We start from the raw sequence: 12,190 nt of genomic DNA, 5'->3' as shown, positions 1-12,190 counted from the left end.
CATGCGCCTGCGAGCAGTACTCTTCGACATGGACGGCACCCTGCTGGACACGGCGCCGGACTTCATTGCCATCTGCCAGGCGATGCTCGCCGATCGCGGCTTGCCGGCCATTGACGACGCGCGTATCCGCGAGGTGATCTCCGGCGGCGCCCGCGCCATGGTCGCAGCAACCTTCGCCATGGACCCCGATACCGACGGCTTCGAGCCCCTGCGCCTGGAGTTCCTCGAGCGCTACCAGCGCGACTGCGCGGTGCACAGCAAGCTGTTCGACGGCATGCCGGAGCTGCTGGCCGACATCGAGAAAGGCAACCTGCTGTGGGGCGTGGTCACCAATAAACCGGTGCGCTTCGCCGAGCCGATCATGCAGCGACTCGGGCTGGCCGAGCGTTCGGCGCTGCTGATCTGCCCGGATCATGTGAAGAACAGCAAGCCCGACCCCGAGCCACTGATCCTGGCATGCAAGACGCTCGATCTGGATCCGGCCAGCGTCCTGTTCGTCGGCGACGACCTGCGTGATATCGAGTCCGGCCGTGATGCCGGCACCCGCACTGCGGCGGTGCGCTATGGCTATATACATCCAGAGGACAACCCCAACAACTGGGGTGCCGACGTGGTGGTGGACCACCCGCTGGAGCTGCGCAAGGTGATCGACAGCGCGCTGTGCGGCTGCTGATTTCAAGTCGCAAGCGTCAAGCTTCAAGCTTCAGGAAAGAGCAGCCCCAACACTGATCCGCTCTCTCTTGTCGCTTGCCGCTTACAGCTTGCAGCTCATATCCAAGGACAGACCTATGTTCGACTACACCGCCCGCCCCGACCTGCTCAAGGGCCGAATCATCCTGGTCACCGGCGCCGGCCGCGGCATCGGCGCCGCTGCCGCCAAGGCCTATGCCGCCCTGGGCGCCACGGTGCTGCTGCTGGGCAAGACCGAAGCCAACCTGAACGAGGTCTACGACCAGATCGAAGCCGCGGGCCACCCACAACCGGTGGTAATCCCGTTCAACCTGGAAACCGCCCTGCCCCACCAGTACGACGAACTGGCGGCGATGATCGAGGATCAGTTCGGCCGCCTCGACGGCCTGCTCAACAACGCCTCGATCATTGGCCCGCGCACGCCGCTGGAACAGCTGTCGGGCGACAATTTCATGCGCGTGATGCATATCAACGTCAACGCCACCTTCATGCTGACCAGCACCTTGCTGCCGCTGCTCAAGCTGTCTGAAGACGCCTCGGTGGTGTTCACTTCCAGCAGCGTCGGGCGCAAGGGCCGGGCGTACTGGGGCGCCTACGGGGTGTCGAAATTCGCCACCGAAGGATTGATGCAGACCCTGGCGGACGAGCTGGAAGGCGTCGCGCCGGTGCGCTCCAACAGCATCAACCCAGGCGCCACCCGCACAGCAATGCGCGCCCAGGCGTATCCGAGCGAGAACCCGCAGAACAACCCGCTGCCCGAGGACCTCATGCCGGTGTACCTGTACCTGATGGGGCCGGACAGCAAGGATGTGAACGGGCAGGCGCTGAACGCGCAGTAATCTTCAGGTAGCCGGGGCCGCCTTGCGGCCCTTTCGCCGCATCGACAAACCGCGGCGAAAGAACCAGCAAACGATGATTTCAGCCCGCCGCCAAGGCCGGGCGCAAACGCCCCTGCTGGCGCCCTTCGAGCTGCATGCAACGCTCCAGGAAAAGGAACATGCAGTCGTAGCTCTTGCAGATCGCCCGGCGCAGCTCGGTGCGCAACCCCAGGGTCGGGTTCTCGCCCGCCAGAGTGCAGATGATTTCCAGCGCTTCCCACGGGTGCGCGTCATCATACTGCGCATGCATCTTCAACCATTTCATGGCGCGCTTGCGGGTGTCTTCGGGGAAGCCCTGGGCGTAGGTATCTTCGGCGCAGACCACTGCCGACCATTCGCCGGTGGCACCTTCGATGGCGTAGTTGGTGGCCGCCATCGCGATGGCCAGCGACTCGGTGGCGCATACCCGCCAACACCAGTCGTTCAAGCCATTGAGCTCGGGCGGCACTTCCTGAGACTGCAATTCATGCAAGTGGATGCCATGGGCCTGGCACCAGTGCACCCAGTAGTCGGCATGATTGAGCTCGACGCGGATGTTGCGCATCAGCCAGCGGCGCGCCATGTCCTCCCCGGGGTGCCGGGCGTAACGGGTCTTGGTGAGGTTGTGGGCCATGTAGAGGGAGAACTGCTCGACCACCGGCCAGCCACCGATCAGGTACTGGCGGATGGTCGACTGCTTGAGCCGGCCATCGCGCAGGCGCTGGTAGAACTCATGCTCCACCACCCGACGCTTGCTTTCGCGGCAATCCTCGATCAGTTGTTGGGCCCACTGTGGATAACTGGCCGGATCCATCAATGGTCCGATCCTTACGAACGCGTCGATCACTGTCAGCTCCTTGATTCCCTGTGATTTCCGGGCGTTGTTCAGCGAAAGGTCCCCGGCGCCCGGTGCAGAAGGGGCCTCGCGGCAATCCGTTGGCGCTGCAGGCTGTCGCAGGTGAACACCTGCGGGCGTTCGATGAGATACCCCTGGGCGTAGTCCACGCCGATTTCCTGCAAAGCCTGCTCGATCAGTGGCGTTTCGACGAACTCAGCAATGGTCCGCTTGCCCATGACGTGGCCAATGTGATTGATCACTTCGACCATCGCCCGGTTGATCGGGTCATCAAGCATGTCCTTGACGAAACTTCCGTCGATCTTCAGGAAGTCTACAGGTAAATGCTTCAAATAGGCGAATGACGACATTCCGGCGCAGAAGTCGTCCAGCGAGAATTTGCAGCCCAATCCTTTCAATTCATTGATGAACCGGATTGCACTACCCAAATTGGCGATGGCGCTGGTTTCAGTAATTTCAAAACAGATCAACCGGGGCGGGATGTCGTACTCGCCAAACAGGCGCTGCAGGTACTCGAGGAATTTGTCGTCGCCAATGCTCGAGCCCGAGAGATTGATGGCGCACATGGCCAACGGCCCCTCCCGGCCCTCGTCCAGGCATTGGCGAATCACCTGGAACACGCTGCGTACCACCCAACGATCTAGTGCGGTCATCAGGCCATAGCGCTCGGCTGCGGGAATGAAGCTGTCGGGCAGGATGGTACGCCCGCTTTCATCGTGCAGGCGCAGGAGGATTTCGATATGCCCCAGCCCATCGTGGGGGTGCAGCGGAGCGATTTCCTGGGCGTATAGGCAGAAGCGATTCTCCTCCAGCGCTACGTGCAGGCGCTGGATCCAGGCCATTTCACCAAAGCGCATGGACAGCTCGCTGTCGTCGGCGTGATAGACCTGGACGCGATTGCGCCCTTTCTCCTTGGCCATGTAGCAAGCCATGTCCGCCGCGCGCAACGATGCCTCCAAGGTACTGGGCACCTGGGCGATATGCACCAGGCCGATGCTGACCGTGGTGACGAAGGGCCTACCCTTCCACACGAAATGCAGGCTCTGCACGGCCTGGCGCAATTGCTCGGCAATGCGCTCGGCCTGCTCCGGCGGGCAGTTCTCGAGCAGCACGCCGAATTCGTCCCCCCCCAGGCGCGCCAAGGTGTCACCTTCGCGAAGGCCCGACTGCAACACCGCGCAGATATGGCGCAGTAACTCGTCGCCGGCGGCATGCCCACACGTGTCATTGACCAGCTTGAACTGATCGAGGTCGAGGAACATCAATGAATGCCGGCCGGCCTGGCGCGCCAGGGCATTGAGCGCCTGCTCCAGGCGGTATTCGAACTCGCGGCGGTTGGCCAGACCGGTCAGCGCGTCGTGAGTGGCCTGCCAGGACAGGTTGGCGATGTACTGGCGCTCCTGGGTCATGTCGTGCAGTACCACGACGATGCCGCTGACCTGCCCTTCTGTAAGAATGGGCGAGCCCACCAGGTTGACCGACACCGTACTACCATCCAGGCGCTGGATCAGCCGGGCGTGCTCGGCGCCGCCCTTGAGGCTGCCGCTGAGCACCTGCTCGACCAGCGTCAGGCTGTCGCCTTCGGCATTCTCGTCGAGCAGGCTGAACAGCGCCGCCAGCGGCAGCCCCTGGGCCTGCATCGCCTGCCAGTGCGTCAGCTGTTCGGCAGCCGGGTTCATGTAGCTGATGCAACCATCGACATCGGCGGTGATCACCGCGTCGCCGATCGACTCCAGGGTGATCTGCGCCCGCTCCTTCTCCTCCTGCAACGCACTGGCGAATGCCTGGCGCTGGGCCAGCAGCTTGCTCGAGCGCCGCCAGGCCATGGCGATAAGGAACAGCGCGGTGGCCAGGTTGGTGAGCATCAGCACCTTGAGCAGCATCCGCGAACCTTCACCCAGGGCATCGCTGAATGCCTTGGCGGCGGGCGTCACGCCATCATTGATGGCCACGATCCGCGCCTTCCAGTTGGCTACCTGATGGGCATCGGCCTTGCCGCCGGCAAACCCCTCGCGCATCTGCTGGGCCAGCACGTCGAGCTGGCGCAGGTAGTCGTCACCGATGTCCCAGTAATCGATGGCGGTTTCCATATAGCTGATATGGCGAAAGTTGCGGTAGAACCAGATGATCCGGGCGACATCCTCGGGGTGATTGCCGCCTTGCAGCACGCCCTGGCGCGCCGCCTCCAGGTCCGGCTCGGGCCGATCCAGGGCCAGGCGCAGGTTGTGATCGCCCTGGGGCACCAGGATGGCCCGGCGATAGCGGGCATAGGTCAGCGGATCGCGATCATCGGCATAGAGGTTGAGGTAGTAGATGGCGTCCTTCTGCGCCTTGGACCACAGGCTCTCGCCCGCCACATAGGCGCGCACGGCGGACAATGCATAAAGACTCAGACTGCCAAGCAGTACCTGGAAAACCACAACGGCGACGAAGGGCCAGATGATGCCCAGCAGCCTTGGCGCTTCGAGAGTCCGATTTCCCTTCATGTAATCCCTGTCATGGCGGCAGATAAGGCACGAATCGACCTAGACAAGCACAGCGTAGGCCATTTGCCATGAAGGAGCGACAAGCTACAAGCGCCAAGCGACAAGAAAAAGTGCGCTGCCCCCAACTTGCCGCTTGCAGCTCGAACCTTGAGGCTGTTTTCAGGTTTGCTGCAGGTGGCCGTAGAGCTTGGCGTACAGGCCACCTTCGGCGATCAGCTGCTGGTGGTCGCCATCTTCGGCGACATGACCGCCATCGAACACCAGCACCCGGTCCGCCTGCTTCACCGCCGACAGGCGGTGGGCGATGATCAGCGTGGTGCGCCCGCTGAGGAAGCGCGCCAGGGCCAGGTGCAGGTTGTATTCGGTGGCTGCGTCCAGCGCGGAGGTGGCCTCGTCGAGGATGACCACCTTGGGTTCGGCCAACACCATGCGGGCGATCGCCAGCCGCTGGCGCTGGCCACCGGACAGACGCACGCCGGAACGCCCGACGATGCTGTCCAGGCCCTGGGGCAGCGCGGCGATGGTGGCGTCCAACTGGGCGATGCGCAGCGCCTGCCAGCAGGCGTCGTCGCTGCAGTCACGCCCCATGGTCAGGTTGGCGCGCACACTGTCGTTGAACAGTGACGGGTGCTGCAGCACCACCGCGACATTTTCGCGCAGGGTCTCCAGGCCGATTTCCTGCAGGCTGGCGCCTGCGAAGCGGATGGTCCCGGCCTGGGCGCTGTACAGCCCAAGTAGCAACTGCACCAGGGTACTCTTGCCGCCGCCACTGGCACCGACGATGGCGACCTTCTCGCCCGGGGCAATGGTCAGGTTGAGCTGGTCCAGCACCGGTTCGTCGGCATAGGCGAAGCGCAGGTCGCGCACCTCGATACCGACCGTGTCGCGCCCGGCAAACGGGTCGGCGGCCGCCGGGTACTGCGGCTCGTCGGCCCGCGCCAGCAGCTCGTTCAAGCGGCTCAGCGCACCGCCGGCGGCATAGTAGGCATATTGCAGGTTCAGCAACTGTTCCACCGGTCCGATCATGAACCACAGGTAGCTGAACACCGCCAGCATCTGGCCGATCGAAAGGTCGGAGAACAACACCGTGAGCATGGCAGCGGCACGGAAGATATCGATGCCGAACTGGAACAACAGGCCACTGGCGCGGCCGCTGGCGTCGCTCTTCCACTGCGAGGCCACCGCGTAGTCGCGCACCTCGCGGGCGCGCAGCCCCAGGCGGCCGAGGAAGTAGCCCTGGCGGTTGCCGGCGCGGATCTCCTGGATCGCGTCGAGGGTCTCGGTCAATGCCTGGGTGAACCGTGCGGTGCTGTCGTTCTCGAGCTTCTTCAGGTGCTTGACGCGCTTGCCCAACTGCACGGTGAAATAGATCACCAGCGGGTTGAACAGCAGGATCAGCAACGCCAGCTGCCAGTGCATCCAGATCAGGATGGCCGCGGTGCCGGTCAGGGTGAGCACGGCCACCAGGAAGCGGCTCAGGGTTTCACCGACGAACTTGTCCAGGGTGTCCAGATCAGTGACCAGGTGGGTGGTCACCGTGCCGCTGCCCAGGCTTTCGTATTCCTTGAGCGAAATGCGCTTGAGTCGCTCGATCAGACGGATGCGCAGGCGGTAGACGATATCCTTGGCCAGGCCGGCGAACAGCTTGGCCTGGACCACGTTGAACGCCAGCGCCGCCAAGCGCAGGCCGAGGGTGGCGCACAGCATCAGCCCAATGTAACCGGCGGCCACCTGCCAGCCCGCGGGCAGAAAATTGTTCATCCACTTCAGCGCTGCGTCGCCATGCCCCAGCAGCACTTCGTCCACCAGCAGCGGCAGCAGCAAGGGAATCGGTACGCTGCACAGGGCGGCGAGCACGGCCACCAGGTTGGCGGTCCACAGGGCTTGCTTGTGGTGCAGGGCCAGGCGGCGGATCTCCGCCCAGCTCAGGCGATCGGGCACAGCGGGGGACTTCCCTGGCACAGGGTCTGGCGACCCTGGCAGGTCAAGCACAGGCGGCCTGCTGCAGCCAGCGGCCGAGCAAGGGTTGCAGGCTGTCCAGCGGCTGGTAGCCATTGGTCAGCAGGGCCAGCTGGCCATTGCGCTCGGCCAGCAGCGTGGGGAAGCCAGCGATGCCCAGGTCCTGCACCCAGGCGAAATCGGCACTGGTGGCGACACGGGTGTCAGGAAGGGTGAAGCGCTGGGAGAACTGCTCGCGGTCGAAGCCGGCCTGCTCGGCCAGCTCCACCAGTTGCGGGGCGCGGGTGACATCCACGCCCTGCTGGTAGAACGATGCCTGGATCAGTTGCAGCAGGCGCCAGGCCTGCTTTTCGTCCAGCTCGCGTGCGGCCACCAGGGCGCGGCACGCCGGCTCCGTGTCATAGACGAAACCGTCGGGCATCGCGTCGTCGAAACAGAACGGCTGCCCGGTGGCGTCATGCACCGCCTGCCAATGCTCGAGGATGTACTTGCGGGTCGAGGCGTCCAGGGCGCTGCCACCGGTGCGCAGGCCGCCCGGCACCAGGCGGGTCCCTACACCCGCCTCACTGGCCTGGGCGATCAGCGCCTCGGCCACCGGGGCAAAGCCCCAGCACCAGGAGCACATCGGGTCCATCACATAGAGCAGGCGTGCGGACATGCATCAGGCCTCGGCTTTGTAGTTGAAACCGATCGGGTGCGGCTGGTTGCGCGCCTTGGCCAGCTCGATCTGCTTCTGGCGATCGATGGCGCTGCGCCGGGTCTTCTCGCTCAGGCTGTCCCAGCAATGTGGGCAGCTCACGCCTGGCGAATAGTGCTCCGACTCCCGGTCCTTCACGTCGATCGGGTGGCGGCAGGCATGGCACTGGTCGTACTCGCCCTCGGTCAGGTCGTGGCGCACCGTGACCCGGTTGTCGAAGACGAAGCAGTCGCCGTCCCAGAGGCTTTCTTCCTGGGGTACTTCCTCGAAGTATTTCAGGATGCCGCCCTTAAGATGATAGACCGCTTCGTAGCCCTCACCGAGCATGTAGCTGGAGGCCTTTTCGCAACGGATGCCACCGGTGCAGAACATGGCGACCTTCTTATGCTTGCTCGGGTCGAAGTGGGCCTTGATGTAGTCGGGGAACTCGCGGAAGGTCTCGGTCTTCGGGTCGATGGCGCCCTTGAAAGTGCCGATGGCCACTTCATAGTCATTGCGGGTGTCGATCAGCAGCACTTCCGGGTCGCTGATCAGGGCGTTCCAGTCTTTCGGGTCGACGTAGGTGCCGACCGCCTTGTTCGGATCCACGCCAGGCACGCCGAGGGTGACGATCTCTTTCTTGAGCTTGACCTTGGTGCGGTAGAACGGCTGCTCGTCGCAGTATGACTCTTTATGGTCGACGTCCACCAGGCGTGGGTCGTTGCGCAGCCAGGCCAGCAGCGCGTCGATGCCTTCGCGGGTGGCCGAGACGGTGCCGTTGATACCTTCGTTGGCCAGCAGCAGGGTGCCTTTGACGCCGTTGTCGAGCATGGCCTTGAGCAGCGGCTCGCGCAGTTCGACGTAGTCTTCGAGGGTGACGAACTTGTACAGCGCCGCCACGACGATCGGTTGGGTCATTGCGTTGAATCTCCAGGTGGTTGCCCTCGTAAGGGGCGGACCGGGTTTGGCAAAAGCATGGGGCCGCTGCGCAGCCCATCGTCGGCAAGCCGGCTCCCACACGCTCAGCGCAAGACTCGAAATTTGCGCAGGACCTGTGGGAGCCGGCTTGCCGGCGATGGGCCGCAAAGCGGCCCCGAGGGAATAACGCGAATTGTACCAGAACGACGGAAAGGATTCAGTGCTTGCCGCCGCCGGCGCACACCGGCGAGGCCGGCGCCACACCGACCACAGCCCATTCCTCGGGCGTGTAGGTGTGAATCGCCAGGGCGTGGATCTGGCCCATCAGCTCACCCATGGTGGCGTAGACCCTCTGGTGGCGCTTAACGCTGTTCAGCCCGGCGAACTGCTCGCTGACCAACACCGCCTTGTAGTGCGTTTCCTGGCCACGGCTGTGCATGTGGCTTTCGTTGTGCACTTCGAGGTGTTGCGTGCCCAGCGGCGCCAGCTGCTGTTCGATGCGTTGCTGCATGCTCATCGCGTCACGCTCACTTCTTCGCCGGGGCCTTGCCGGCGCTTGGGTCGAGTTCCTTGGTCATGTCGTCGAGCAGCTTGTTGACCACCGGTACCGCCGGCTCCAGGCTCTGCTGGGTCAGCTGGGCGGACTGCTGGGTGACCTTGGGCATTTCACGCAGGACTTTCTTGCCCAGGGGCGATTCGTAGAACTTGACCAGGTCGTTCAGCTCGGCCTCGGTGAAGGTCGCGGTGTAGAGGTCGACCATCTTCGGCTTGAGCTTCTTCCAGCCGATGGCGTTGTCCAGGGCGGCGTTGGCCTTGGCCTGGTAGCTGTCGAGCACGGTTTTCTTGGAGGCCGGCGCCTTGGTTTGCTCGAAGCGCTGGGCGAACATCTGCTGGACCTGCATGTACACCGGGGTGCCCAGCTTGTCGGCATTGGCCAGGGTCAGGAATTTCTCGGCGGCAGCGTTGTGCGCTGGAGTGGCAGCGAGTACCTGGCCGCTGGCGCAAACCAGGGCAACGGCGGCACAGAGGACACGGAGACGGGTCATTGCATTTCCTTCAAGAAAGGGAGGCGGGTACCTCAGAGTAGAGCATTCTGCGCTGTGATGGCGAAGTGCTCAAGTGGCACGACGAGCGACGGAACCGCTCTATCGAATCAGGGCCTAAACTGCGATTTCGAACTACAAAGGAGTGAGCGCAGCATGAGCCGTATCGAGACAGACAGCCTGGGCCCGGTCGAAGTTCCGGAGGACGCCTACTGGGGTGCGCAGACCCAGCGTTCGCTGATCAACTTCGCCATCGGCAAGGAGCGCATGCCGCTCGCGGTACTGCATGCCCTGGCGCTGGTCAAGAAAGCCGCTGCCCGGGTCAACGACCGCAACGGCGACCTGCCCGCCGATATCGCCCGCCTGATCGAGCAGGCCGCCGACGAAGTGCTCGACGGCGAGCACGACGACCAATTTCCGCTGGTGGTGTGGCAGACCGGCAGCGGCACCCAGAGCAACATGAACGTCAACGAGGTGATCGCCGGGCGCGCCAACGAACTGGCCGGCAAGGGCCGTGGCGGCAAGGTGCCAGTGCACCCCAACGATCACGTCAACCGCTCGCAGAGCTCCAACGACTGTTTCCCCACCGCCATGCACATCGCCGCGGCTCAGGCGGTGCATGACAAACTGCTGCCGGCGATCGCCGAACTGTCGGCCGGGCTGGCCGAGCTGTCGGCGCGCCACACCCACCTGGTCAAGACCGGGCGCACGCACATGATGGACGCAACGCCCATCACCTTCGGCCAGGAGGTCTCGGCCTTCGTCGCCCAACTCGACTACGCCCAGCGCGCCATTCGCGCGACCTTGCCGGCGGTTTGCGAGCTGGCCCAGGGCGGCACCGCCGTGGGCACCGGGCTCAATGCCCCGCACGGTTTCGCCGAAGCCATCGCCGCTGAGCTGGCGGCCTTGTCCGGCCTGCCGTTCGTCACCGCGCCGAACAAGTTCGCCGCCCTGGCCGGCCATGAGCCGCTGACCAGCCTGGCCGGCGCGCTGAAGACCCTGGCCGTGGCCCTGATGAAGATCGCTAACGACCTGCGCCTGCTGGGTTCCGGCCCGCGCGCGGGGATTGCCGAGGTACGCCTGCCAGCCAACGAGCCAGGGAGCTCGATCATGCCCGGCAAGGTCAACCCGACACAGTGCGAGGCCTTGTCGATGCTGGCCTGCCAGGTGCTGGGCAATGATGCGGCGATCGGTTTTGCCGCCAGCCAAGGGCATCTGCAATTGAACGTGTTCAAGCCAGTGATCATTCACAACCTGCTGCAGTCGATCGAACTGCTGGCCGATGGTTGCAGCAACTTCCAGCAGCACTGCGTGGCCGGCATCGAGCCGGATGCCGAACAGATGGCGGCGCACCTGGAGCGTGGGTTGATGCTGGTAACCGCGCTGAACCCGCACATTGGCTACGACAAGGCGGCGGAAATCGCCAAGAAAGCCTACGCCGAGGGCAAGACCCTGCGCGAGGCGGCGCTGGAGCTCAAGTACCTGACCAACGAGCAGTTCGACCAGTGGGTGCGGCCAGAGAACATGCTGGCGCCCGGCGGCAAGGGCTGATCCGGCGGCCTCATCGCAATGCGACTTGCACCGCGATGAGGCCATCAATCAACCTGCACCCGACGCGCTTTCCAGCCAGCCATCAGCGATGGCCCCAGCGCCACCAGCGCCGAGCCCAGTACCACGGTCACCGCCCCGACATACCCCAGGCCATTGATCTGCTCGGCATGCACGTAGTCCGGCCAAAGCCAGGCAGCCAGCGCTACCGCGACGAACGTCACCAGCGGCGTCAGCGCCAGGGTCGCGCTCACCCGCGAGGCCTCCCAATGCGCCAATGCCTCGGCGAACGCGCCATAGGCCACCAGTGTGTTCAGGCAGCAGGCCAGCAACAGCCAGCCCTGCAACGGGCTGAGCTGCAACGCCTCCAGCGGATGCACCCAAGGCGTCAGCAGCAGCGCGCAGCAGACGTAGATCACCATCATCACCTGCTGCGAGTTCCACACCGTCAGCAATTGCTTCTGGCTCAGGGCATAGAACACCCAGATACTGGTCGCCAGGATGATGGTCAGCACACCGGTGGTGTAGGTGCCGAGTGACGTGAGCAGTTCTTCCAGGCGCTGGTTGAAGAACAACGCGAAGCCCAACAGCAGCACCAACAGGCCCAGGCCCTGCCCCAGGCTGAAGCGCTCCTTGAAGACGAAGACACTGGCCACCAGCAACAGCACCGGCCCCAGCTGTACGACCAGTTGCGCGGTGCCAGGGCTGAGCAGGTTGAGCCCGACCAGGTACAGCACGTAGTTGCCGACCAGCCCCGCCACCGCGACGGCTACCAGGCCCTTGCCCTTGACACCGAGACCGCTGAAAGACGGCAGCCGCCGATTGGCCGCCAGCCAGGCGAACAGCAGGCCGCCGGAAACGCTCAGGCGGTACCAGGTGACGGTCACCGGATCCATCACCTGCAGCACCTGCTTGAGCTTGATCGGCAGGATGCCCCAGAGAAACGCGGTCAGCAGCGCCAGCAGCAGGCCCTGGACCCAGCGTCCGGAAGAAATGTGCATGGTGTCCTCGAATCAGGCCTTGGCGGGGGAAGCTGCAGTCTAAAGGCTTGCCGGGAAGGATGTGGTGGGAAAAGATTTCATCAGGTCATTCCCTGGATGCATGCTCAATGCATGGGCGGGCTTTCGTGGGAACGGCGGTGCGCCGATGCGACTTGC

Annotated in this window: 11 protein-coding genes; 3 read left to right on the top strand and 8 right to left on the bottom strand. The window is 64.1% G+C overall.

What is annotated here, in order from left to right:
- Window position 1 precedes the first annotated feature (1 nt).
- Entirely contained in the window at window positions 2-673 is a 672-nt protein-coding gene (gene mupP / locus LU688_RS08195; protein ID WP_023630596.1) for an N-acetylmuramic acid 6-phosphate phosphatase MupP, read from the top strand.
- Window positions 674-788: 115 nt separating this feature from the next.
- Window positions 789-1,529 (top strand): YciK family oxidoreductase, encoded by a 741-nt coding sequence (locus LU688_RS08190; RefSeq protein ID WP_094010733.1) that lies wholly within the window; start codon window positions 789-791, stop codon window positions 1,527-1,529.
- Between the two features lie 79 nt (window positions 1,530-1,608).
- On the opposite strand, the gene LU688_RS08185 is transcribed toward LU688_RS08190, so the two are convergent.
- The 7 genes from LU688_RS08185 to LU688_RS08155 form a co-directional block, all read right to left on the bottom strand.
- Window positions 1,609-2,394: an iron-containing redox enzyme family protein gene (locus LU688_RS08185; protein WP_023630598.1), complete on the bottom strand. Its 786-nt coding sequence runs from the start codon at window positions 2,392-2,394 to the stop codon at window positions 1,609-1,611.
- A gap of 38 nt (window positions 2,395-2,432) precedes the next feature.
- The gene (locus tag LU688_RS08180; RefSeq protein WP_038705630.1) at window positions 2,433-4,889 is read right to left on the bottom strand and encodes an EAL domain-containing protein; all 2,457 of its coding nucleotides are present in this window, start codon (window positions 4,887-4,889) and stop codon (window positions 2,433-2,435) included.
- Between the two features lie 159 nt (window positions 4,890-5,048).
- Complete coding sequence (locus LU688_RS08175; protein WP_094010734.1) at window positions 5,049-6,881, bottom strand: ABC transporter ATP-binding protein; 1,833 nt, start codon at window positions 6,879-6,881, stop codon at window positions 5,049-5,051.
- Window positions 6,874-7,506 carry a DsbA family protein gene (locus LU688_RS08170; protein ID WP_094010735.1) on the bottom strand — a complete coding sequence of 211 codons (633 nt, stop codon included), beginning with the start codon at window positions 7,504-7,506 and terminating at the stop codon, window positions 6,874-6,876. The genes LU688_RS08175 and LU688_RS08170 overlap by 8 nt, the downstream gene beginning before the upstream one ends.
- Before the next feature lie 3 nt (window positions 7,507-7,509).
- Complete coding sequence (trhO, locus tag LU688_RS08165) at window positions 7,510-8,442, bottom strand: oxygen-dependent tRNA uridine(34) hydroxylase TrhO (protein WP_023631440.1); 933 nt, start codon at window positions 8,440-8,442, stop codon at window positions 7,510-7,512.
- Between the two features lie 217 nt (window positions 8,443-8,659).
- Complete coding sequence (locus LU688_RS08160) at window positions 8,660-8,959, bottom strand: BolA family protein (protein WP_023631439.1); 300 nt, start codon at window positions 8,957-8,959, stop codon at window positions 8,660-8,662.
- Window positions 8,960-8,969: 10 nt separating this feature from the next.
- Window positions 8,970-9,488: a DUF2059 domain-containing protein gene (locus LU688_RS08155; RefSeq protein WP_023631438.1), complete on the bottom strand. Its 519-nt coding sequence runs from the start codon at window positions 9,486-9,488 to the stop codon at window positions 8,970-8,972.
- Between the two features lie 153 nt (window positions 9,489-9,641).
- On the opposite strand from LU688_RS08155, the gene LU688_RS08150 reads away from it, so the two are divergent.
- The gene (locus tag LU688_RS08150; RefSeq protein ID WP_038705627.1) at window positions 9,642-11,036 is read left to right on the top strand and encodes a class II fumarate hydratase; all 1,395 of its coding nucleotides are present in this window, start codon (window positions 9,642-9,644) and stop codon (window positions 11,034-11,036) included.
- Window positions 11,037-11,080: 44 nt separating this feature from the next.
- On the opposite strand, the gene LU688_RS08145 is transcribed toward LU688_RS08150, so the two are convergent.
- On the bottom strand, window positions 11,081-12,034 hold the full coding sequence (locus LU688_RS08145) for a DMT family transporter (RefSeq protein WP_023631942.1): 954 nt from the start codon (window positions 12,032-12,034) through the stop codon (window positions 11,081-11,083).
- Window positions 12,035-12,190: the final 156 nt, after the last annotated feature.

The sequence above is a fragment of the Pseudomonas soli genome, from assembly GCF_021283165.2.
GTDB classification, from domain to species: domain Bacteria; phylum Pseudomonadota; class Gammaproteobacteria; order Pseudomonadales; family Pseudomonadaceae; genus Aquipseudomonas; species Aquipseudomonas soli.
This window is presented reverse-complemented; position numbering and strand designations above follow the sequence as displayed.